Consider the following 22,718-nt stretch of genomic DNA (forward strand, 5'->3'; position numbering starts at 1 on the left):
ACGATGGACGGATCCCCCCTGCCCGGCGCGGCCCCCGCAGCGGCGTCCGCACCGGCGCCCGCAGCGGCCGCCCCACCCGCGTCGGCGCTGCCGACCCACGTCGGCGTCTACGGCGGCGGGCGCATGGGCGCCGGGATCGCGCACGCGTTCCTGGTCGCCGGGTCCCGGGTGACCGTGGTGGAGTCGACCGCCGAGACGGCCGACGCCGCCCGGTCCCGGGTGGAGCGGAGCGTGCGCACCGCCCAGCAGCGCGGCACCCTCGTGGAGTCCCCGGAGGCGCTGCTCGGCCGGCTCGCGCTCACGACCCGGGCCGACGACCTGGGCGACTGCGGGCTCGTCGTCGAGGCGGTGCCCGAGGACGCGGCGATGAAGCGGCAGGTGCTGGCCGCGATCGAGGACGCCGCCCCGGCGGCCTGGCTGGCCACCAACACCTCCAGCCTCTCGGTCGGCGGCCTCGCCGCCACCCTGTCCTCGGCCGAGCGGTTGGTCGGCCTGCACTTCTTCAACCCCGTCCCGGCCAGCGACCTGGTCGAGATCGTGGTCGCCGAGCGCACCGCTCCGGAGCTCGTGACCGCCGCCCAGCGGTGGGTGTCGGCGCTGGGCAAGACCGCGGTCACCGTGACCGACTCCCCGGGCTTCGCCAGCAGCCGGCTGGGCGTGGCGCTCGCGCTGGAGGCGATGCGGATGCTGGAGGAGGGGGTCGCCGGCGCCGAGGACATCGACACCGCCATGACCCTGGGCTACAAGCACCCCATGGGCCCGCTGCGCACCACCGACGTGGTCGGGCTGGACGTCCGGCTCGCCATCGCCGAGCACCTCGCCCGCGAACTGGGGGACCGCTTCGAGCCCCCCGCCATCCTGCGCGAGAAGGTCGCGGCCGGCGACCTCGGCCGCAAGACCGGGCGAGGGTTCTACCCCTGGTGAGGAGCCGGCCGGCGCAGCGACCGGCCGCTCCGCCCCGGGCCCCACCTCGCCGCACCGAGCCGGCGCAACTGAGAGAGGAATCCACGTGAACTTCGAGAAGTACGAGCGGCTGGCCTTCGAGCGCAGGGAGAACGGCGTCCTGCTCGTCACGATCGACCGCCCCGAGAAGCACAACGCCGCCGACGCCCGGATGCTGAGCGAGTTCACGTCCGTGTGGCGGGCCATCCAGGAGGACGACCAGACCCGGGTGGCCGTGATCACCGGTCGCGGCCGGGCGTTCTCCGCCGGGGGTGACCTGAACGAGGAGCGGCAGAAGCTCGACGACTTCCCCTCCGTCGTGAAGGTGATGGCGGAGGCCAGGGGACTGGTCGTCAACATGATCGAGTGCCAGAAGCCGGTGATCTCCGCGATCAACGGCCCGGCGGCCGGAGCCGGCCTCGCGATCGCCCTGCTCGCCGACATCAGCATCATCGGCGAGGACGTGAAGTTCACCGACGGCCACGTGCGCATCGGCCTGGCCGCCGGCGACCACGCCGCGATCATCTGGCCGCTGCTCTGCGGCATGGCCAAGGCCAAGTACCTGCTGCTCACCGCCGACCGGGTGGACGGCCGCGAGGCCGAGCGGATCGGGCTCGTGAGCAAGGCGGTGCCCACCGAGCGCGTCCTCGAGGAGGCGCTCGCGGTCGCCGACGGCCTCGCGCGCGGGCCGCAGTATGCGCTGCAGTGGACCAAGCACGCCCTGAACAACTGGCTGCGGCTCGCGATGCCCACCTTCGAGGCGTCGCTGGGCCTGGAGATGCTCACGTTCTTCTCCGAGGACGCCCAGGAGGGCATGAGCGCGTTCCTCGAGCGGCGCGACCCCCGATTCACCTGAGCCACGCGCCCCCCACAGCAGCCGCGCCCCGGTGCCCCCCGCCGGGGCGCGGTGACGTTCGCCCGACCCGTCCGGGGCCACGTCGGTAGTACCACGCGTCGGCAGTACCGGATGAACTGTCCGTAGCCGACAGGTCCTCCATTGACACCCCATGTAAAAGTTGGACATTATGGTGTGAGTCAAGGCACACCCACCCCTCACAGAGGAAAAAACCTCATGGCGTCCATTGCGCAGACATCCATCGCGGAGTCCGACAAGCGTGCCCGGCGCGCGGTCGGCGGCGCGTTCGCGGGGTTCTTCGTCGACATGTTCGACGTCTACCTCCCGATCATCGCGCTGGCTCCGGCGGCCGCGTACTTCGAGGCCACCGGCGCCTCCGCGAGCACCTCGGCGATCCTGTCGGCCATGGTCTTCGTGGCCGCGCTGATCGGGCGCCCGATCGGCGCCGCGATCTTCGGCCACTTCGGAGACAAGATCGGGCGCCGCAAGACCGCCATGGTCTCCGTGTCCGGGTTCGGCATCGTCACGCTGGCCATCGCCTGCCTGCCGGGCTACCACCAGATCGGGGTCACCGCGGTGATCCTGCTGATCGCCCTCCGACTGCTGGACGGCATCTTCCTCGGTGGCGAGTACACCGCGGCCAGCCCGCTGGCCATGGAGTACAGCCCGCACGACAAGCGGGGTTACTACGGCGGCCTGATCATGACCGGCTTCCCGATCGCGTACGTCGTCATCTCGCTGGTGACCCTGCTCGTCCTGCAGATCGCGCCCGCCGCCGGCCTTGACAGCGCCTACGTCCAGTGGGGTTGGAGGATCCCGTTCTTCGCCGGCGCCCTCCTGGCGTTCGCGTTCGTCCTCTTCTACCGCAAGTACGTCCCCGAGTCGGACGTCTGGGAGGGCGGCCCGCGCACCAAGTCGCCGATGCGTGAGCTGTTCAGCGGGCAGAACGTGCGGGTCCTCGGCCAGGTCTTCCTGATGATGACCGGCATCTGGTTCACCCTGTACATGGTCTCCGCGGTCCTGCCGGGCCAGCTGACCACGATCGTCGGGCTCAGTGCCAGCCAGAAGACCTTCGTCGTCCTCGTCGCCAACCTGGTCCTCGCCGGTGGCTACGTCGCCGCGGGCGTCCTCAGCCAGCGCACGGGTCGCCGTCCGTTCTTCATCGGCGCCGGTGCGGTGGCCGCCATCTTCGGCAGCCTGGTCTACGCACTCATCGTGAACCTGACCGAAGCGAGCTTCGGCCTGGTGATGCTGCTCACCATCCTGGCGAACCTGCTGGTGGTCGCGTGCTGGGGCGTCGTCACGACGTACATCAACGAGGCCTTCCACACCGGCGTGCGCGCCTCCGGCTACGGCCTCGGCTACAGCCTCGCCGTGATCATCCCGTCCTTCTACGCCTTCTACCAGGCGTGGCTGTCCAACATCATGCCGGCCGAGTACACGGCGCTGGTCCTGCTGGTGTTCGGAGGGATCCTGATCAGCGTCGGGGCCGCCATGGGGCCGGAGACTCGCGACGTCATCATCCGCAAGCGCGATGGCGTCGAGGAGCGTGCCGTCGCGTGACGTCCGTGCCCGGCAGTCCGGCCGAGGGCCGAGGTGGCCGCACCCCGAACGGGGTGCGGCCACCCGCGCCGTTGTGCGCGGCGCCGAACCCGAGCTACGAGCCGGCCGCCTTCGTGGTTCCGGCCGGTGCCTGCGACAGCCACGCGCATGTGGTGAGCGGGGAACCGCGGCACCCGCTGGTCGAGGGCCGGAGCTACACCCCGCCGCCCGCCCCGGAAGCGGACTACCTCCGGATGCTCGAGGGCACCGGGATGAGCCGCGGCGTCCTCGTCCAGATCAGCGTCTACGGCACCGACAACCGCTACCTGCTGGAGGTGCTCGCGCGGCACCCCGAGAAGCTGCGGGGCGTCGCGGTGGTCGACCCCTCCGTCGACGACGAGACGCTGCTCGAGATGCACCGGGCGGGCGTGCGCGGCCTGCGGATCAACGTGCTCTTCGGCGGTGGCGTGGGCTGGCAGGTCATGGAGACGCTCGCCGCCAGGATCGCCGGGCTGGGGTGGCACCTCCAGCTGCTGATGGACGTGCGCGAGCTGCCCGGGCTGCTGCCCCGGATCAGCGCCCTGCCGGTCCCGGTGGTGGTGGACCATCTCGGGCACCTGCCGGCCTCGGGCGGCCCCGACAGCCAGGGCTTCCGGGCCCTGCTGTCGCTCCTCACGGACCATGACGCCTGGGTCAAGCTGTCGGGGGCCTACCGGCTCGACGCGGGTGCGCCCGACTACCCCGACGCCCGTGCCCTCGCGGAGGCCGTCCTCGAGGCGGCACCGGACCGCGTCGTCTACGGCAGCGACTGGCCGCACGTGGCCGTGCCACACGGGATGCCGGACACGGGCCGGCTGCGGAACCTGCTCGCGTCGTGGGCGCCGGACGAGGACTTGCTCCGTCGCGTCCTGGTCGACAACCCGGCGCGGCTGTACGACTTCCCGCCGCTGGCCTGACTCGACCAGCTGGCCCCGACGCGCGCGGTGGTCCGACGTCGGGGTCAGCTGCTCGGGTCAGCTTGCTCGGGGCGGCTGCTCGGGGTCAGCTCCTCGGGAGGAGCTGACCGACCAGACCGTCCTTCTCGTCGTTGGGCCCCGAGCTGAACCAGACCGAGCCGACGCCGCCGGTGCCGGCCGTGCCCCGCTGCAGCGCCCAGAGCCCGTCGATGGTGATCGGGTGGTGCGCCGCGTTCCGGAGCGGGCCGACGAAGTGGCCGTGGCGGTACACGTCGATCCGGCCACTGCCGAAGTTGCCGACGAGCAGGTCACCGGCGAGGTGACCCCAGGCGCGGGGGGCCGTCGCCAGGCCCCACGGCGCGTTCAGCGGGCCGTGGCTGGCGATCCGCTCGACGGTCCTCCCGGAGTTGGTGAACCTGTCGACGAAGCCCAGTCCGTGGCCGTGCGCCTCGTCCTCCGAGCCGGGCACCTGCTTGGCGTACGCCACGTAGACGGTCCCGCCGCGGGTCATCACGTTGAACGGGGCGTACCCGCGCGGCAGTCGCGGGTCGCGGAGGACCGCCGCCGGGAGCCTGACCTGGTGGAAGTGGCTGTCGAACGCCCGGATCCGCCCGTTGGCGAAGTCCGTTGCGAGCAGGAGGTTGCCGCGCCCGCTGTGCCACAGGGCGAGCCCCTTGAACACCGCGCCGCGCACGTGCGCCTTCACCACGGCCGCGGCGCCGGGGGCCTTGGCGGCCCAGGCCGTGAGGTCACCGCTCTCGCTGGCGAAGATGAAGGTCGCCGGCACCCTGCCGCTCGTGGTGCGCAGGGTGAAGCCGTGCGTGTCGTTGAAGACCTGGCCGGTCGGCGCGCCGCCCGCGATCCTGACGGTGCGCGGGACCTTGGTCACCGGGGCACCGCCGACCCCGCCGCGGTAGATCGTGGCGGTGCTCGTGCCGTTGTTGGCCACCCACAACGGGCCGGACGGCGAGCGTGCCAGCCCCCAGGCGTTGACCAGCTTGCGGTCGGTGCGCAGGGCCACCCCGTGGTGGTTCGAGACCTGGTCGACTCGGGTGATGGCCGGGCCGGAGCCGGTGGCCGCCATGCTGCCGGCCGCCGGCGTCGCGATGAGTAGCGCGAGGACGGGTGTCCCCAGGGCTGTGAGTGCTGATCGACGGATCATGTCCGCCTCCTCGGATCGGTGGAACATCCCTGACGAATGGGAGTACGCCCCGCGGCCCGCTGCGGTTCAGCGACGAAGCCGCGGCGGCGCCCCTACACTGCGGGCATGGCGTCTCGGGTGCTCGTGCCGTGGCTGGTGTGTGCGCTGCTGGCCTTGGTCGGGTGCGACGCCGGCTCGAGCTCGGGGAGTGACGTGCCCACCGCCCGCGAGGCTCGCGGCGCCGGTTCGTCGATCGCGCCGGCCTCGGTGCTGCGCCCGGCCGCGGAGCTGGTGCCGCCTCGGGGCGAGGCGTGGTTCGGGGCGTCGATCGACTGGTCACGGGACTCGCTGGCCGCCTACGCCGACCGGCTCGGGCGCACGCCGGCCGTCGCGGTCGGCTTCTACCAGTTGCCGATGAGGAAGCGGGACCGCACCTGGCTCGACCAGGCGGTCACGCAGGCCCGGGCGGCCGGCACCATGCTGCTGGTGACCCTGGAGCCCCGAGCGGGACTCGGGAAGGTCACCCAGCCGGTGGTGGAGGACCTGGCCCGCCTCCTCGACGGCTACAACCGCCAGGGCACGCCGGTCTTCTTACGGTTCGCCCACGAGATGAACGGCTCCTGGTACCCATGGGGCCAGCAGCCGCAGGCCTACGTGTCAGCCTTCCGCCGGGTCGCCGACGCCGTGCACCGCTGGGCCCCCGGGACGGCCATGGTCTGGGCGCCCAACTACGGCGGCGGCTACCCCTTCGCCGGCGGTCGGTACGCGGCCACTCCTGGCTCGGCCGCCGCGCGGGCGCTCGACACCGACGGTGACGGGCGGGTCACCCAGTCCGACGATCCGTATGCGCCGTACTGGCCGGGTCGTCGCTACGTCGACTGGGTGGGTATGTCGATCTATCACTGGGGTGCCGCCTATCCGTGGGGCGAGAACGAGATCCCCGAACCCGGCAAGTTCACCGACCTCCTGCGGGGGACCTACGACGGCGCCGCCGGTGACGAGCGAGCAGTGCCGGACTTCTACGCCGTGTACGGCGAGCGTCAGCGCCTCCCCGTCGCCGTCACCGAGACCGGTGCGCTCTACGCACCCGGACGCGGGGGGGCCGACGAGTTGGCCATCAAGCAGGCGTGGTGGCGGCAGGTCTTCGCGGCCGACCATGCCCAGCGCCTGCCCTGGGTGAAGATGGTGAACTGGTTCGAGTGGCGCAAGCAGGAGCCTGAGATCGGCGGGATCGTCGACTGGACCAGCACCCACGGCATCGTCGGCCGGGCGTTTTGTGCCGACCTGCCCACGTGGCTGCGCTTCGCTGACTCCTGAGTGGGGGGCGCGCGGCGCGGGCACAGCACCCCCCAAGAGATGTTTGACAGTCTGCTGCCCTTGCGCGCACAATGACCGCCGAACGAGTCTCGGGGGAGGCAGTGGTGGGCCGGACACCGACGAGTCGGCTGCGGGCCGCCGCGCACCCGGTCCGACTACGGATCCTCTCGTTGCTGACCGGCGCCGAGCTCTCGGCCGCCGAGGTCGCCCGCGAGCTCGACCTCACCCATGCGAACGCCTCCTACCACCTGCGGCAGCTCGCCGCTGCCGGGCTGCTCGTGGTCGCGGGCGAGGAGAAGGTGCGCGGCGGGGTGGCGAAGCGCTACCGGCACCCGTGGCGCGAGGAGGACCTCAGCCCGGACGGTCCACCCTCGGTGGGGGAGGAGGCCATGTTCCTGCGGGCCGCGGCCGAGGAGCTGGTACGCCGCGGAGGCCTCGCCGTCCGCGAGGAGGCGCGCGCCACCCCGCCGGGGGAGACGCCGCGACCTCGCGGCTACTCCGCCGATGCGGAGGTCTGGCTCGACGCCGAGGTGTGGGCTCGCGTGGTGCAGCTGTTGAAGGACGCGGGTGACCTGGTGCACGACCACGCCCGGCCGCCGCGGACCCCCGGCACGCTCCACGTGAACCTGTCCGCCTTCGCGTTCGAGATGCGGCCGGGCCCGGACGGGGACCCGCGGTGAGGGCCGGTCCGGGACCCGCCGGGTCCGGCGTCCTGGCCAACCGCCGGTTCCGCTGGTTCTTCCTCTCCCGGCTGGTCAACCTCGCCGGCAGCACGATGGCCAGCGTCGCGGTCGCGTTCGCGGTGCTGGACGTGAGCGACTCGGCCAACGCGCTCGGCCAGGTCCTGGCCGCCCGCACGATCCCGCTCGTGGTCTTCCTGCTGGTGGGTGGCGTGCTGGCTGACCGGCTCCCGCGGGTGCTGGTGATCCAGGCGTCGAACCTGCTGTCGTTCGTGACCCAGGCGGTCGTGGCCTACCTCGTCATCTCCGGCCGCGCCGAGATCTGGCAGCTGGTGGTCCTGGAGGGGCTCAACGGCACCGTCTCGGCGGCGAGCATGCCCGCGATGCAGGGCCTGCTGCCCCAGCTGGTGCCTCGCGACCAGCTGCAGCCGGCCAACGTGCTGCTCTCGATGTCGCGCGGGGCGCTGACCGTCGTCGGACCCTCCGTGGCCGCCGCGCTGGTCGTGACGGTCGGGCCGGGGTGGGCGGTCGCGGCGGACGCGGCGAGCTGGCTGGCGGCCGCGGTCCTGCTGGTGCCGGTGCGGACCCCGTCTCGGGCCCGCGGCGCCGAACCCGCCGGCGGGATGTGGCGAGAGCTCCGCGAGGGCTGGACGCTGTTCCGGAGCACGACCTGGCTCTGGGTCGTCGTGCTCGCGTTCGGCGTGCTCAACGCCATGCACAGCGGGGCACTCCTCACGCTGGGTCCGGTCGTCGCCAAGCGCACCTTCGGCGTCCCGGGGTGGGGGCTGGCGATGTCGGCGGAGGCGGTCGGCCTGCTGCTGACGACCGTGGTGCTGCTCCGGGTCCGGCTCCGGTTCCCGCTGCGGGCCGGCATGCTCGGGATCACCGCGCTGGCCGCCCCGATGCTGGTGCTCGGCCTCGCGCCGGAGACCACCCCCTTGGTGCTGGCGATGCTGATCGCCGGGGCCGGCACGGAGGTCTTCGAGCTGGGGTGGAACCTCGCCATGCAGGAGAACATCCCCGAGGAGCTGCTGTCCCGGGCCTCGTCGTACGACATGCTCGGCTCGTTCGTCGCGATGCCCGTCGGGCAGCTGCTCTACGGCCCGCTCGGGGACTGGCTGGGCTACCGCTCCGTCCTGGTGGCCAGCGGCGTGCTCTACCTCGTGGTCTGCCTGGCGACGTACGCCGTCCCCGCGGTGCGCATCCTGCCACGCGCGGGAGCCGAGCCGGAGGCCGTGCGCGCCTGACCCCCGAGATCACGAGTCCCCGGAAGGCGCGGCTGCCGGTGATCGTGGCCCGGGCGCCGATCCCGTCGGCGTCGAGCAGCGCCTGCCGAAGCGTGCCGGGCCCGTTGTCCGCGGTGGAGGTGCCGAGGAAGGACGTGCCGGGCGGCTCGGCCGCCCCGGCGGGCCCACGGGGGAATCCCGGATTTCGGCCCCGCGGCGTCGCCGGACGGGGGCGCGGGGTCAGGCCTCGCGGCGTACGACGAGGGCCGCGACGTCGTCGTCCCGGGTGGGGTCGCGGACCTCCTCGACCACCGCGGCCAGCGCCGCGGTTAGGTCCTCGGACCGGCCCAGGCCGCGCGCGGCGGCGATCAGCCGGTCCATCCCGGTGTCGGTGTCCTCACCGCGGCGCTCGATCAGCCCGTCGGTGTAGAGCAGCACCGCGTCGCCCGGCGCGTAGGGGAGCGTGACCACGCCGCGGGTGCCGCGGCCGGCCCCCAGCAGCATCGTCTCGTCGGCGCGCACGATCGCGACCTCCGAGCCGGGCCGCAGCAGCAGCGGGGCGGGGTGGCCGGCGTTGATCACGTCGAGGGTGCCGCGTCCGCGGTCGGCGACGGCGTACGCGAGCGTCACCAGGTGCTCGAGGTCCAGCCGCTCGAAGACGTCGTCCAGGCGGCTCATCACGGTGGCGGGGTCGGGGTCGATGGCGACCAGGGTGCGGATCGCCGAGCGCATCTGGGCCATCACCGAGGCCGCCTGCACCCCCCGCCCCATCACGTCGCCGACGAACAGCGCCAGCCGGTCGCCGGCGAGCGGCACCACGTCGTAGAAGTCGCCACCGGCGTCGGTGCGGCCGGCCGGCAGGTAGGCGACCGCGGTGCCCCAGCCCGGGGTCTCGGGGAGCCGCTCGGGCAGCACCGCGCGCTGCAGCTGCAGCGCCACGTCGCGCACCTGGGAGTGCAGCTGGGCGTTGTCGATCGCGACCGCCGCGCGGTGGGCGAGGTCCTCGCCGAACGCCAGGTCGTCGGCGCTGAACCGCCGGCCGCTCTCCCCGGCAACCCAGGTCACCACACCGAGGACCCGGTCGTGCACCTTCAGCGGACACGACAGGACGCTGCGCAGGTTGAGCTTGCGCACCAGGCGCAGGTGCGCCTCGTCGCGGGCCGCCAGCACCAGCATCTCGTCGGTGACCTCGGGCACCAGCAGGCTCTGCCCGGTGCGCAGCACCTGGTAGCCACCCTGCCCGGACTCCGGGTCGGCGGGGTACTTCTCCTCCAGCTCGGCGACCAGCGGCGCGCTGTCGGGCTGGGCGTGCGCGACCGAGAGGTTGCGCAGCCGGCCGTCGTCCTCCAGCGCGATCGCGCACCAGTCGGCGAACCACGGCACGGCGGCCTCCGCGACCGCGACCAGCGTGCTCTCGTAGTCGAGGTCGCTGGCCAGCCGCGCGCTCGCGTCGGCGAGGAACGCCAGCTTGGCCTCGCGGTCCGCGGCCTCCTCCTGGGCCCGGATCCGGTCGATGGCGTGGGCGCAGATGTCGGCGAGCAGGCGCAGGAACAACAGCTCCGGGCCGTCGACCCGGCGCCGGCCGGGGAACGCCAGGGTGACCGCGCCGAGCGGCCGGCCGGCCACCAGCAGCGGCAGACAGGCGGTGGACACCTCGCTGCTGCCGCCGGCCAGGTCGGGGAAGCGGGCCGTCATCTCGGCCCGGCCCTCCACGATGACCGGCTTGCCGGTGCGGACCGCCTCGCTGGCGGGGTTCGAGTCGGTGACCGGGAACGTCGACCAGCGCGACGCGACCGCGTCGGTGACGCCCCGGACGCCGATCAGCGCCAGGGTGTCGTCGTCGACGAGCAGCGAGATCGAGCCGACGGTCGCGCCGGCGGCATCGGTCATGTGGTCGGTGACCACCCGCGCGACGCCCTCGACGCTGGTCGCGGCCAGCAGGTCGGCGGTGACCGCCGCCAGCCGGTTCAGGCGGCGGGTGAGCAGCCGGGCGTACGCCGTCGGGGAGGTGCCTTCGTCGGGCTCCCCGGCGTGGGTGTCCTCGGCGAGCAGCAGCACCCCGGTCGTGCGCAGCCCGTCGTTGACCGGCGACCAGGATGTGGACATCTCGCGGGCGCGGCCGCCGGCGACCGTGAGCCGCAGGTCGCCGTTCCACGCCGCGCCGGTGAGCGCCCGCGTCAGCACCTGCTGGGCGGCGTCCCGGTCGGTGTCGGCGAACAGCGTGGTGGCGAGCGGTGCGCCGCGCAGCTCGGACTCGCTCGACCCGAACAGGCTGACCGAGGCGTCGTTGCAGTAGATGACCGTCCCCGCAGCGTCGACCGCGACGGCGGCCACCGACAGGCCGTCCAGGAGTCGACGCGACGGGAGCCACGCCGAGGTGCTGGCCACGGGTACGGGCGCCACGCGTCGATCCTCTCACGTCGGGTCCGGCCCCGAGACGGTCCGGCGTACGGCGTACCTGCGTGCCGTGGGCCCCATTGTGGGGCAGCCGGGTGGCGGCTGTCCCGCTAACCCCCGGAGTGCCCGGATCCGCCCGTCCGTGCGACCCCTCGGGAGGCCGCCCCAGGGCCCCTCGGCCGGCGCTGGGGAGCCGCTCGGCCACCCGAGATTCGGCCCGCTGAGCAGAAACCCGGTCCTGAAAGCTGGACCCAGGGCCGGACGTTGGTAGGGTCTGTGGTGCAACAGGTGCAAGTTCCAGCAGGTCTGACGCCCGCGGAGTTTGTGATCCAACGGCGTTTCTTCTTCGTGTGCCTCAATCACGCAAGTCGGAGCGACGTGTCACCGCATCTGATGCGGGCCGTCGAAGTGACGGCTCTCGCCCCGATGAAGGAGTAACGAGCAAATGGCTCAGGGCACCGTGAAGTGGTTCAACGCCGAGAAGGGTTTCGGCTTCATTGCGCAGGAGGACGGCGGCGACGACGTCTTCGTGCACTACTCGGCGATCCAGTCGCAGGGCTACAAGTCCCTCGACGAGAACCAGAAGGTCGAGTTCGACGTCACCCAGGGCCCCAAGGGCCCCCAGGCGGAGAACGTCCGCGCGATCTGATTCCGATCTGCGCAAAGTAGCTCCGGACAGCACCTGTCCGACGCTTCCAGTGCGAGGCCCCACCCGTCGGGTGGGGCCTCGTGCCATTTCCGGGCCGTCCCCCGAACAGGTCAGATTCCGGACCCCTGGTTTGGCCGCGGGGCCCCTCGGGCACCATTGGACTGAGCCTTCTGTGAACCCCCGCGGCCGTTCCCGACCCCGCCCTGACCTAGGGAGCCCCTGTGCAGCACGACCAGTTCGACGTCACGCTCGAGGACGCCGACCTGCTCGGTGAGGTGGAGCTGACCACCAACCTGATCATCGCGGCCACCGAGGCCGACGAGCATCTCTCGGGCGAGCAGATCGACCAGATCCTCGGCGTCCCCCCGCACGCCGACTGAGGGCGGCCGCCCGCACGCGGCGCGAGCCGCACGCCGGGTGGCGTGCGCGCCCCTCGGGTACGCCGGCCGCCGGCGTACCCCTGCCCCCGGGCCGGCCTGCGTCGCGCACCCCTTGGATCCCATACCCCGCAGGGGTATGGTCGAGCCATGGCGGAGCACCAACACGGCTACATCCACCGCAAGGACGACTACCTCAAGCGGCTGCGGCGGATCGAGGGCCAGGCCCGCGGCCTGCAGCGGATGGTCGAGGAGGAGCAGTACTGCATCGACATCCTCACCCAGGTCTCCGCGATGACCAAGGCCCTCCACGCGGTCTCGATCGGGCTGCTCGAGGAGCACATGAACCACTGCGTGGTCGACGCCGCCCGGGCCGGTGACGACCAGGCGCGCGAGAAGGTCGCCGAGGCCGTCGACGCGATCGCCCGGCTGGTCCGGTCCTGAGCCCGGCCCCCCTGAACCCGGCCTCGACCCTGTCCCTGGTTCGACAAATGCGTGAGGAGCACCCCATGAGCAACCTGAGCACCTGGACGGTCTCCGGGATGACCTGCGGCCACTGCGTCGCCTCGGTCTCGGAGGAGATCGCGGAGATCGACGGCGTCGAGGACGTCGCGGTCGAGCTGGACTCCGGCACGGTCACGGTGACCAGCGCCGGCCCGCTGGAGCGGGCCGACGTGGACGCCGCCGTCACCGAGGCCGGGTACGCGCTGGTCTGACAGGTCTGACGAGGCACGCCATGACGAGCACCACCGAGGGGCACGACGTCGAGCTGCTGATCGACGGGATGACCTGCGCGTCCTGCGCGAACCGCATCGAGCGGAAGCTGAACAAGCTCGAGGGCGTCGAGGCCAGCGTCAACTACGCGACCGAGAAGGCCTGGGTGAGCTTCCCGGTCGCGGTGTCCACCGACGACCTGCTGGCCACCGTGGAGGCGGCCGGCTACCACGCCCGGCTGCCCGCGCCCCGCCCGTCCGCGGGCGCCGCCGGCACGCCGCAGCCCGGCGCGGGGGACGCGGGGGACACGGGGGACCTCGGGGACATCGACCAGCGCCGGCTCGGCCTGCGCCTGGCGGTGGCCGTGGTGCTCAGCGTCCCGGTCCTCGTGCTCGGCATGGTGCCGGGCGTGGCGGTGCCGGGGGAGGGCTGGATCTCGCTGGCGCTCGCCACCCCGGTGGTGTGGTGGGCCGGCTGGCCGTTCCACCGGGCCGCGGCGATCAACGCCCGTCACGGCAGCACCACGATGGACACGCTGGTCTCGCTCGGCGTCACCGCCTCCTGGCTGTGGTCGCTGGTCGCGCTGTTCACCGGCGGCGACCTCTACCTCGAGGCCGCCGCGGTGGTCACGACGTTCCTGCTCGCCGGCCGGTGGTTCGAGGGGCGCTCCAAGCGCCGCGCCGGCGACGCGCTGCGCGCGCTGATGTCGCTGGGCGCCCACGAGGTGGCGGTGCTGCGCGACGGCGTTGAGGTGCGGGTGCCGGTCGAGGCGCTCGCGGTGGGCGACCGGTTCGTGGTCCGCCCGGGCGAGAAGGTCGCCACCGACGGCGTCGTCGAGGACGGCACCTCCGCGGTCGACGCCTCGATGGTCACCGGGGAGTCGGTGCCGGTCGAGGTCGGCCCGGGCGCCGCCGTGGTCGGCGCCACCGTCAACGCGGGTGGCCGGCTGGTGGTGCGCGCGACCCGGGTCGGCGCCGACACCCAGCTGTCCCGGATGGCGCGGCTGGTGGAGCAGGCGCAGACCGGCAAGGCGCCGGTCCAGCGCCTCGCCGACCGGGTCTCGGGGGTCTTCGTGCCGATCGTGATCGGCCTGTCGCTGCTCACCCTGGCCGGCTGGCTGCTCGCCGGCGCGGCCGCCTCGGCGGCGTTCACGGCCGCGGTCGCGGTGCTGATCATCGCCTGCCCCTGCGCGCTGGGCCTGGCCACCCCGACCGCGCTGCTGGTCGGCACCGGCCGCGGCGCCCAGCTCGGGATCCTGATCCGCGGCCCGGAGGTGCTGGAGTCCACCCGCCGCGTCGACACGGTCGTGCTCGACAAGACCGGGACCGTCACCACCGGCCGGATGGCGCTGGTCTCGGTGGTCGCCGCGGACGGCGAGGCCACCGAGCAGGTACGCCGGACCGCGGCCGCGCTCGAGGCCGGGTCGGAGCACCCGGTGGCCCGCGCGATCGTCGGGCCGTACCTCGACGACCCCGCGCTGCCCCCGGTCACCGACTTCGCGAACCTCGAGGGGCTCGGCGTCCAGGGCCGCGTCGCGGACCACGTCGTACTCGCGGGGCGGCCGGGGCTGCTCGCCGAGCGCGGCCTGCCGCTCCCGCCGGAGCTGGCCGCGGCCGTGGAGGAGGCCCAGGCCCGCGGCCGGACCGCGGTGGCGGTCGGCTGGGACGGCCGCGCCCGCGGCGTGCTGGTCGTGGCCGACACCGTGAAGCCGACCTCCGCCGAGGCGGTGGCCCGGCTCCGCGACCTCGGGCTGGCGCCGGTGCTGCTCACCGGCGACCACGAGCGGGTGGCCCGCGCGGTGGCCGCCGAGGTCGGCATCACCGAGGTGGTCGCCGACGTGCTGCCCGCCGACAAGGTCGACGTCGTCAAGCGGCTCCAGGACTCCGGCCGGGTCGTGGCCATGGTCGGCGACGGCGTCAACGACGCCGCCGCGCTGGCCCAGGCCGACCTCGGGCTCGCGATGGGTACCGGCACCGACGTCGCCATCGAGGCCAGTGACCTGACCCTGGTGCGCGGGGACCTCCGGGTCGCCGCGGACGCTGTCCGCCTCTCCCGGCGTACCCTCGCCACGATCCGCGGCAACCTGTTCTGGGCGTTCGCCTACAACGTCGCCGCGCTGCCCCTGGCCGCCGCCGGCCTGCTCAACCCGATGATCGCCGGCGCCGCCATGGCGTTCTCCTCGGTCTTCGTCGTCACCAACAGCCTGCGGCTGCGGCGCTTCCGGTGAGTCTGCCGGGGTAGTCCGTGACGATCTGGCCCTCCTACTGGCCGGTACGGGGCCCGAACGTCACGGACTACCCCCGGGGTTGCCGGCCCCCCGGCCCCCGGGGACGGCCGGCCTCAGCAGGTCGCGAACAGCACCGGCCCGGAGCTGAGGTCGGAGAGCACGTACGCCCCCGGCCGGGGCACCAGCTCCATCAGCACCAGGTCCCCGTCGGCGGTGACCGAGCGCACCGAGAACCGGTCGCCGAAGTCACCACCCTGGCCGGGGGCCGGGCCGCGGACCAGGGCGGCCCGGGTGTCGGCGTTGGTCCGGGCCTGGTCCGCGCCGTCGAAGGACATCACGACCCGCACGTGCCGGTCCGGCTGCACCGACATCGCGAACCCCTCGACCGGGTTCACCTGGCCGGCCGCGCGCAGCAGCTGGGCGCCGGCGGCCTGGTCCGCGGCGTCGGCGTGGCCCATCGCGAGCGCGGAGCAGGTGTAGTCGCCGTCATAGATCGCCGCGCTCAGCGGGGAGCCGCTGGCGTCGGCGACGTGGGTGAGCTGCTCCGAGGGCCCGTCGCCGGAGCCGGCGGCCCCCACGGCCCGTCGCAGGTAGGAGGCGTTGTCGCTGGTCAGCACCAGGTGGTCGGCGGCGTCCAGCGCGACGTACTGCAGCTCGGGGGTCAGGTCCGGGCCGATCGTGCCCAGCAGGTCCTCGCCGCCGTCCCACACGCCGGTGTCGGTCGAGGGGCGGGTGTAGCCGGCCTCCTCGAGGTCGGTGCCGATCCGGTCGAAGTCGGTGCCGTCGGGCAGGTGCAGGATCACCACCGCGCCCCGGGTGGACTGGCTGAACAGCTCCCAGTCCGCGGTCGCGGGGGAGAAGCCGTACGTCGTCTGCAGCACCGGCGCGGACTGCACCAGGGCCGAGCTGGAGGTCAGGTCGGCGTCGTACCCCCGGCCGAGGAAGTGCCGCAACCGGCCCACCGGCGACGACGCCGACAGCGACGCGCCCAGCTCGTGGCGGACCGCCGCCCAGTCGGTCCAGGACAGCCGCTCGGCGTCCGGGGGCGCGAGCGCGACCGCGCGCTGCAGCGTGGTCCGGTCGTGCTGGTGCCACCACCAGGCGCCGCCGCCCGCGACGGCGAGGAGCACGACCAGCAACGCGGCCAGGACGACGGCGAGCGGTCGCTTGCGCACGTGGTCTCCTGTCCGGGGGCGGGCAGGTGTGAGACTAACGCCATGGCCTCCAGGGACGTGCTCGCCGCCGGTGCCGTGGTCTTCGGGCGGGGACGCACGGTGCTGCTGGTGCACCGGCCGCGGTACGACGACTGGTCGTTCCCCAAGGGCAAGCTCGACCCGGGCGAGCACCCGGTCACCGCGGCCGTCCGCGAGGTCGCCGAGGAGACCGGCCTGCGGGTCCGGCTGGGCCTGCCGCTGCCGTCGCTGCGCTACCGCAACGGCGGGGACCGGATGAAGACCGTCTACTACTGGACCGGCCGGGCCGTGGACGGCGAGGACGTGAGCGGCTACCTCCCCAACGACGAGATCGACGCCGTGGAGTGGGTCGACCGCGACGAGGCCGAGCGGCGGCTGACCTACCCTCACGACCGCGACACCCTGCGCCGGGCCCGCGAGCTGCCCACGAAGACCCGGGCGCTGGTGGTGCTGCGCCACGGCGCCGCCCGCTCGCGCAAGGCCTGGCGGCACGACGACCGGATCCGCCCGCTGGTGCACGCCGGTCAGGAGCAGGCCCGCGCGCTGGTGCCGCTGCTCGGGGCGTACGACGTGAGCCGGGTGGTCTCCTCGAGCAGCACCCGGTGCGTGGCGACGGTGGCGCCGTACGCCGACGCGAGCGGCTGGAAGGTCGAGTCCGAGGACGGGCTGACCGAGGAGGGGGCGACCGCCGGGTCGGTGCTGGCCGTGGTCGACGGCCTGCTCGCGGGTGACGACGGCGCGGTGATCTGCACCCACCGCCCGGTGCTGCCCGCGGTCTTCGACGCGCTCGGGGTCGAGGACCCGCAGCTCGACCCCGCCGGGATGCTGGTCGCCCACGTCCGCAAGGGGCGGGTGGTGGCCACCGAGGTGCAGCAGCCCCGCTGAATGCCACCCGCGGGCAGGCCGGTGCACGTGACGCTCGTCCCAGGCCCGGCCCGATGTCGTCCAACCGGTCGGTGACGTTCACCCCTCGTTCACCGACGGCCACGGAACCCGTCACCTCGGCTCCCTACCTTCACTGGTGTCATCCCCGAGAAAGACATCAGGAGATCCGAAGTGAAGCGCACTTCCATCCGCCGCGCCGCCCTGCCCGGCATTGCCGTCCTGGGCCTGGCGGTCTCCGTCTCCGCCTGCGCCGCGGGCAACGAGACCAGCAACTCCGGCAGCGCCAGCGGCAGCCTGAGCGGCACGCTCAACGGCGGCGGCTCGTCGGCCCAGGAGTCCGCCATGAGCGCCTGGCGCGCCGGCTTCCAGAGCCAGAACGGTGACGGCGTCACCGTCAACTACGACCCCGTCGGCTCGGGCACCGGCCGGGCGAACTTCATCTCCGGCGCCTACATGTTCGCCGGCTCCGACGCCGCGCTGAGCACCGACGCCGGTGAGCTGGACAAGGCCAAGCAGCGCTGCGGCGGCGACGTCATCGAGGTCCCGGACTACGTGAGCCCGATCGCGGTCATCTACCACCTCGACGGTGTCGACAACCTGCAGCTGTCGCCGGAGACCCTCGCCGACATCTTCGCCGGCAAGATCACCACGTGGGACGACCCGGCGATCGCCAAGGACAATCCGGACGCCCAGCTGCCCTCGACCCGGATCACCCCCGTGCACCGCGCGGACGACTCCGGCACCACCGAGAACTTCACCGACTACCTCAACCAGGCGTCCAACGGGCACTGGAAGTGGGAGAAGGACGGCGTGTGGCCGATCAAGGGCGGCGAGTCCGGCGAGGGCACCTCCGGCCTGGTGGCCGCGGTCAAGGCCGGCCAGGGCACCATCGGCTACGCCGACGAGAGCCAGGCCGGTGACCTCGGCCAGGCCGCGATCAAGGTCGGCTCGTCGTACAACAAGCCGAGCGCCGAGGGCGCCGCGAAGGTGCTCGCGGTCTCCCCGAAGGTCCCCGGCCGGGGCAAGAACGACATGGCGATCGCGGTCGACCGCACCACGACGGAGCCGGGCGCCTACCCGATCATGCTGACGTCGTACCTCATCGCCTGCCCGACCTACGACAACGCCAACGACGCCGCGCTGGTCAAGGGCTTCATGTCCTACATCGTCTCCGACGCCGGTCAGAAGGCCGCGGCGGAGCAGGCGGGCTCGGCGCCGCTGGACCCCAAGCTGGCGAGCGAGGCCTCCTCGATCATCGACCAGATCTCCGGGAAGTAGCCATACAGCGTCAACAGCGTCAACCGCGTGCGGCGGGCCGGTCCGACCGGCCCGCCGCACACGGGCGTTCCCACCCGCATCACCGTCGGCCACTCGGGGCCGGCCGCCCGGGGGGCTGACCGGAGCAGATCCGACCAGGTCCCGAGCAGAACCGAGCAGCCGCACCCAGCAAGGAGCATCGTGTCCGTCACCACCTCACCGGAGCAGGACGCGCCGGAGACCACCAGGGCGGCGAAGCCACCCCGCAGCAGGGGGGACCGGCTCTTCGCCGGTGTCTCCCGCGCGGCCGGCCTGTTCATCCTCTTGGCCCTGGCCGGCGTCTTCGTCTTCCTCGCGATCGAGGGCTGGCCCGGCCTGAGCGCGGCCCGGGACACCTACGCGCCCAACCACGACTTCTTGTCGTACGTGTGGCCGCTCGTCTACGGCACGGTGCTCTCCTCGGTGCTGGCCCTGGCGGTCGCGGTCCCGCTGGCCTTCGGGATCGCACTGTTCATCTCCCACTACGCGCCCCGCCGGCTCGCGGTTCCGGTCGCCTTCGTCATCGACCTGCTCGCCGCGGTGCCCTCGGTCGTCTTCGGCCTGTGGGGCGCCCGGGCGCTGGCGGTCTGGCTGGTGCCGGCGCAGCAGTGGCTGGACCACCACGCCGGCTGGCTGCCGTTCTTCGCCGGCCCGGCCTCGGTGACCGGCCGCACGGTCTTCACCGCCGCGCTGGTGCTGGCGGTGATGATCCTGCCGATCACCACCGCGATCTCGCGGGAGGTGTTCGCCCAGACCCCGCGACTGGACCAGGAGGCCGCGCTGGCGCTGGGTGCGACCCGCTGGGAGGCGATCCGCCTCTCGGTGTTCCCCTACGCCCGCTCCGGCATGGTCTCGGCCGTGATGCTGGGCCTGGGCCGGGCCCTGGGCGAGACGATGGCGGTCGCGATGGTGCTCTCCGCCTCGCCGGTGGTGACGCTCAACCTGATCTCCAGCACCAACCCCGCCACCGTGGCCTCGAACATCGCCTCGAGCTTCGCCGAGGCCACCCCGGCCAAGCTGCACGTGCTGATCGCGACCGGCCTGGTGCTGTTCGCGGTGACGTTCCTGGTGAACTTCGCGGCCCGGTGGGTCGTCAGCCGGAACGAACGGAGGATGGCCCGATGACCGCCGACCTCGGCACCCGGGACCTGCCCGCGCGGGACCTGGCCGTCCCGATGCGGCTCGCCCGCCCCCGGCTGCCCCGCTGGGCGCCGGCGCTGGCCGGCGTACTCGTGCTGGCAGCCGCCGGGCTGCCGGCGCTGCTGCTGGGCTGGTCGCTGATCGGCTGGCTGGCGCTGGCCTGGGTGGCGTTCCTGGTCGCGCTGCCGGCGTGGTCGTGGGCGGTGGAGAACCGCCGCGCGGCGGTCGACCGGCTGATGACCTCGCTGATCTGGTCCGCCTTCGGCCTCGCGGTGCTCCCGCTGGCCTGGCTGATCTGGACCGTGGTCAGCAAGGGCGCGCCGGTGGTCGACGGCGAGTTCCTCACCTACTCGATGCGCAACATCACCGGCGCCGGCGGCGGCATCTTCCATGCGCTGATCGGCACGCTGCTGGTCACGCTGGCCGCCGCGGTGATCTCGGTGCCGGTGGGCATCTTCGCCGCGATCTATCTCGTGGAGTACGCCGCCGGCTCGCGCATCGGCCGCTGGATCACGTTCCTGGTCGACGTGATGACCGGCATCCCCTCGATCGTGGCCGGCCTGTTCGCGCTGTCGCTGATCGTGCTGCTGCTCGGCCCCGAGACCCGGATGGGCTTCGGCGGCTCGATCGCGCTGTCGCTGCTGATGATCCCGATCGTGGTGCGCTCGACCGAGGAGATGCTGCGGCTGGTGCCCGGCCACCTCCGGGAGGCGTCGTACGCCCTGGGCGTGCCGAAGTGGCGCACGATCTCTAAGGTGGTGCTCCCGACCTCGATCGGGGGCATCATCACGGGGGTGACCCTCGCGATCGCCCGGGTGATCGGCGAGACCGCCCCGCTGCTGGTCATCGCCGGCAAGACCGACTCGGTGAACTGGAACCTGTTCAACGAGCGGATGACCACGCTGCCGGTCTACATCTACTACTCCTTCACCCAGCCGGGCGTCGCGCCGGTCGGCAGCACCGTGGCGCCGGGGATCCCGCGCGCCTGGGGCGCCGCGCTGGTGCTGATCGTGATCGTCATGCTGCTGAACCTGCTCGCGCGGGTCATCGGCCGGCTGCTCGCCCCCAAGAAGGGCTGACCCCCGGCGACCCCGGGCCCGCTTCTTCACCAGACAAAGGAACCCACCATGGCCAAGAGCATCGACGTCTCCGACCTGGACATCTACTACGGCGACTTCCTCGCCGTGCAGGGCGTGAACATGACCATCAAGGCGCGGTCGGTCACCGCGTTCATCGGCCCGTCGGGGTGCGGCAAGTCGACCATGCTGCGCTCGCTGAACCGGATGCACGAGGTGATCCCCGGGGCCCGGGTCGAGGGCAAGATCACCGTGGACGGGCAGTCGCTCTACGACCCCGCGATCGACCCGGTCGAGGTGCGCCGCCAGATCGGCATGGTCTTCCAGCGCCCCAACCCGTTCCCGACGATGTCGGTCTACGAGAACGTCCTGGCCGGCAACCGGCTCAACGCCCGGAAGCTGAAGAAGGCCGAGGCCGACGACGTGGTCGAGCGCTCGCTGCGCCACGCCAACCTGTGGAACGAGGTCAAGGACCGGCTGAACAAGCCCGGCATGGGCCTCTCCGGCGGCCAGCAGCAGCGGCTGTGCATCGCCCGCGCGATCGCCGTCGAGCCGCAGGTGCTGCTGATGGACGAGCCCTGCTCGGCCCTCGACCCGATCTCCACCTCCGCGATCGAGGACCTGATCCACGAGCTGAAGTCCGATTACACGATCGTGATCGTCACCCACAACATGCAGCAGGCCGCCCGGGTCTCCGACGAGACCGGCTTCTTCAACCTCAAGGCCACCGGCGAGCCCGGCCACCTGGTGGAGTTCAACCCCACCAAGAAGATGTTCACCAACCCCGACAACGAGTCCACCGAGGCCTACATCTCCGGCCGGTTCGGCTGATCGCTTCGGGTAGTCCGTGACGTTCCGGCCCCGGAGGAGCCCCCGGAGGGGCCCGAACGTCACGGACTACCCGCGGGAGCTCCAGCCCGACGTCGCCCACCGGGCCTGTGGATGACGCGCAGCACCGCGGCGCGTTCGGCGCCAGCATCGAGGGGTGCCGTTCATCCCTCCCCTCGACGATCCGTGGCCCGGGCTGGTCCCGCCGGTGCGTGTCGACCCCGCGGGCAAGGTCGGCCCCACGCGCAAGCAGGCCCGCGGCCCGGGCTGGCGCAGGACGAGCCGGGGGCTCTACGTGCCGGCCGAGGTCGATGGAAGTGACCTGCGCCAGCGGATCGTGGAGGCGGCGGCCGTCCTGCCGTCGTACGGCGGGGTCGCCGGCTGGGCGGCGCTCGCCTGGTGCGGAGGGCGGTGGTTCGACGGGCTGCACCCCGGTGGCGCGAGCCGCCGACCTGTCACTCTCGTGACCAGCTGCCAGGACGTGCGCAGCCAGGCGGGTATCACCATCTCGGCCGAGCGCCTGGACCCGCGCGAGATCGTCGTGGTCCAGGGACTTCGGGTGACCATCCCTGCCCGTGCCGTGGCGTTCGAGGCCCGCTACGCGCGCTCGTTGGGGGCCGCGGTGGAGTGCATCGACATGGCCGCCTACTCGGATCTCGTCTCGCTCGAGGAGTGCGCGCAGTATGCGGCGAAGCTCAACGGCTGGACCGGCATCCCACGCTTTCGCGAGGCGATCCCGTTGGCCGACGAGAACGCATGGTCGCCCCAGGAGGTGTTCATGCGGCGCGTGTGGACGGTCGACGCCGGCATGCCCCGGCCGCTGTGCAACCGCCCGGTCTTCGACGAGAACGGGCGACACATCGGCACCCCCGACCTGATCGATCCGGTCGCAGGGGTGGTCGGGGAGTACGAGGGCAAGCTGCACCTCGAGGGTGCCCAGCGCTCGCGTGACGTGCGCCGGGAGGGGCTGTTCCGCGGGCTGGGCCTGGAGTACGTCACCATGCTGGCCGGCGATTGCGCCAGCCCCTCCGACTTCATCCGCCGGCTCCAGGAGGCGTACGCCCGCTCGCAGTGGATCCCTCCGGAGGACCGGCGATGGCGGATGCAGCCCCCGCCCTGGTGGACCGACACCTCGACCGTGCACTCCCGCCGGACGCTGCCGGAGTGGGAGCGTGCGCGGTTGCTGCGGTATCGAGCGGCTTGAGCTGGTGGGTCAGGGGGTAGTCCGTGACGCTCGGGCCCCCTACCGGCCGGTAGGAGGGCCAAAACGTCACGG

The 22,718-nt window shown here is 72.8% G+C and carries 21 protein-coding genes; 18 read left to right on the top strand and 3 right to left on the bottom strand.

Features of this window, described 5'->3' with window-relative positions; genetic code table 11:
• Positions 1-3: 3 nt before the first annotated feature.
• From BJZ21_RS02490 to BJZ21_RS02505, 4 genes are all read left to right on the top strand, one after another.
• Entirely contained in the window at positions 4-924 is a 921-nt protein-coding gene (locus BJZ21_RS02490; RefSeq protein WP_179662312.1) for a 3-hydroxyacyl-CoA dehydrogenase family protein, read from the top strand.
• Positions 925-1,009: 85 nt separating this feature from the next.
• Positions 1,010-1,798 carry an enoyl-CoA hydratase/isomerase family protein gene (locus BJZ21_RS02495; protein WP_179662313.1) on the top strand — a complete coding sequence of 263 codons (789 nt, stop codon included), beginning with the start codon at positions 1,010-1,012 and terminating at the stop codon, positions 1,796-1,798.
• Positions 1,799-2,014: 216 nt separating this feature from the next.
• Entirely contained in the window at positions 2,015-3,361 is a 1,347-nt protein-coding gene (locus tag BJZ21_RS02500; protein ID WP_179662314.1) for an MFS transporter, read from the top strand.
• On the top strand, positions 3,358-4,296 hold the full coding sequence (locus tag BJZ21_RS02505; protein WP_218851247.1) for an amidohydrolase family protein: 939 nt from the start codon (positions 3,358-3,360) through the stop codon (positions 4,294-4,296). The genes BJZ21_RS02500 and BJZ21_RS02505 overlap by 4 nt, the downstream gene beginning before the upstream one ends.
• Positions 4,297-4,381: 85 nt before the next feature.
• Here BJZ21_RS02505 and BJZ21_RS02510 read toward each other — a convergent pair whose 3' ends face one another.
• A complete protein-coding gene (locus BJZ21_RS02510) occupies positions 4,382-5,458 on the bottom strand; it encodes a TIGR03118 family protein (protein ID WP_179662315.1) in 1,077 nt (358 codons plus the stop codon).
• A gap of 105 nt (positions 5,459-5,563) precedes the next feature.
• On the opposite strand from BJZ21_RS02510, the gene BJZ21_RS02515 reads away from it, so the two are divergent.
• From BJZ21_RS02515 to BJZ21_RS02525, 3 genes are all read left to right on the top strand, one after another.
• The gene (locus BJZ21_RS02515; protein ID WP_179662316.1) at positions 5,564-6,754 is read left to right on the top strand and encodes a glycoside hydrolase family 26 protein; all 1,191 of its coding nucleotides are present in this window, start codon (positions 5,564-5,566) and stop codon (positions 6,752-6,754) included.
• 71 nt (positions 6,755-6,825) lie between these two features.
• Complete coding sequence (locus BJZ21_RS02520) at positions 6,826-7,434, top strand: ArsR/SmtB family transcription factor (protein ID WP_179662317.1); 609 nt, start codon at positions 6,826-6,828, stop codon at positions 7,432-7,434.
• Positions 7,431-8,681: an MFS transporter gene (locus BJZ21_RS02525; RefSeq protein WP_343051915.1), complete on the top strand. Its 1,251-nt coding sequence runs from the start codon at positions 7,431-7,433 to the stop codon at positions 8,679-8,681. Before BJZ21_RS02520 ends, BJZ21_RS02525 begins: the two co-directional genes overlap by 4 nt.
• Positions 8,682-8,900: 219 nt before the next feature.
• On the opposite strand, the gene BJZ21_RS02530 is transcribed toward BJZ21_RS02525, so the two are convergent.
• Positions 8,901-11,063 (bottom strand): SpoIIE family protein phosphatase, encoded by a 2,163-nt coding sequence (locus BJZ21_RS02530; protein ID WP_179662318.1) that lies wholly within the window; start codon positions 11,061-11,063, stop codon positions 8,901-8,903.
• Between the two features lie 439 nt (positions 11,064-11,502).
• Here BJZ21_RS02530 and cspE point away from each other — a divergent pair, with 439 nt between their 5' ends.
• The 5 genes from cspE to BJZ21_RS02555 all read left to right on the top strand — a co-directional run bounded on the left by cspE (position 11,503) and on the right by BJZ21_RS02555 (position 15,024).
• The gene (gene cspE, locus BJZ21_RS02535; RefSeq protein WP_028636594.1) at positions 11,503-11,706 is read left to right on the top strand and encodes a transcription antiterminator/RNA stability regulator CspE; all 204 of its coding nucleotides are present in this window, start codon (positions 11,503-11,505) and stop codon (positions 11,704-11,706) included.
• 221 nt (positions 11,707-11,927) lie between these two features.
• Positions 11,928-12,086 carry a hypothetical protein gene (locus tag BJZ21_RS02540; protein WP_179662319.1) on the top strand — a complete coding sequence of 53 codons (159 nt, stop codon included), beginning with the start codon at positions 11,928-11,930 and terminating at the stop codon, positions 12,084-12,086.
• Between the two features lie 147 nt (positions 12,087-12,233).
• A complete protein-coding gene (locus tag BJZ21_RS02545; protein ID WP_179662320.1) occupies positions 12,234-12,527 on the top strand; it encodes a metal-sensitive transcriptional regulator in 294 nt (97 codons plus the stop codon).
• Between the two features lie 65 nt (positions 12,528-12,592).
• On the top strand, positions 12,593-12,799 hold the full coding sequence (locus BJZ21_RS02550; protein ID WP_179662321.1) for a heavy-metal-associated domain-containing protein: 207 nt from the start codon (positions 12,593-12,595) through the stop codon (positions 12,797-12,799).
• Between the two features lie 20 nt (positions 12,800-12,819).
• Positions 12,820-15,024, top strand: a complete 2,205-nt coding sequence (locus BJZ21_RS02555; protein ID WP_179662322.1) for a heavy metal translocating P-type ATPase — start codon at positions 12,820-12,822, stop codon at positions 15,022-15,024.
• Between the two features lie 113 nt (positions 15,025-15,137).
• Here BJZ21_RS02555 and BJZ21_RS02560 read toward each other — a convergent pair whose 3' ends face one another.
• The gene (locus BJZ21_RS02560) at positions 15,138-16,199 is read right to left on the bottom strand and encodes a hypothetical protein (RefSeq protein ID WP_179662323.1); all 1,062 of its coding nucleotides are present in this window, start codon (positions 16,197-16,199) and stop codon (positions 15,138-15,140) included.
• Between the two features lie 42 nt (positions 16,200-16,241).
• On the opposite strand from BJZ21_RS02560, the gene BJZ21_RS02565 reads away from it, so the two are divergent.
• The 6 genes from BJZ21_RS02565 (at position 16,242) to BJZ21_RS02590 (ending at position 22,646) form a co-directional block, all read left to right on the top strand.
• Complete coding sequence (locus BJZ21_RS02565) at positions 16,242-17,102, top strand: NUDIX hydrolase (RefSeq protein ID WP_179662324.1); 861 nt, start codon at positions 16,242-16,244, stop codon at positions 17,100-17,102.
• Between the two features lie 171 nt (positions 17,103-17,273).
• Complete coding sequence (gene pstS, locus BJZ21_RS02570) at positions 17,274-18,380, top strand: phosphate ABC transporter substrate-binding protein PstS (RefSeq protein WP_179662325.1); 1,107 nt, start codon at positions 17,274-17,276, stop codon at positions 18,378-18,380.
• A gap of 180 nt (positions 18,381-18,560) precedes the next feature.
• The gene (gene pstC, locus BJZ21_RS02575) at positions 18,561-19,523 is read left to right on the top strand and encodes a phosphate ABC transporter permease subunit PstC (RefSeq protein ID WP_179662326.1); all 963 of its coding nucleotides are present in this window, start codon (positions 18,561-18,563) and stop codon (positions 19,521-19,523) included.
• Entirely contained in the window at positions 19,520-20,617 is a 1,098-nt protein-coding gene (pstA, locus tag BJZ21_RS02580; protein ID WP_179662327.1) for a phosphate ABC transporter permease PstA, read from the top strand. The genes pstC and pstA overlap by 4 nt, the downstream gene beginning before the upstream one ends.
• 48 nt (positions 20,618-20,665) lie before the next feature.
• Positions 20,666-21,445 (top strand): phosphate ABC transporter ATP-binding protein PstB, encoded by a 780-nt coding sequence (pstB, locus tag BJZ21_RS02585; RefSeq protein ID WP_179662328.1) that lies wholly within the window; start codon positions 20,666-20,668, stop codon positions 21,443-21,445.
• Between the two features lie 154 nt (positions 21,446-21,599).
• Positions 21,600-22,646, top strand: a complete 1,047-nt coding sequence (locus BJZ21_RS02590; RefSeq protein ID WP_343051916.1) for a hypothetical protein — start codon at positions 21,600-21,602, stop codon at positions 22,644-22,646.
• Positions 22,647-22,718 lie beyond the last annotated feature (72 nt).

The organism is Nocardioides panaciterrulae (assembly GCF_013409645.1).
GTDB lineage: Bacteria > Actinomycetota > Actinomycetes > Propionibacteriales > Nocardioidaceae > Nocardioides > Nocardioides panaciterrulae.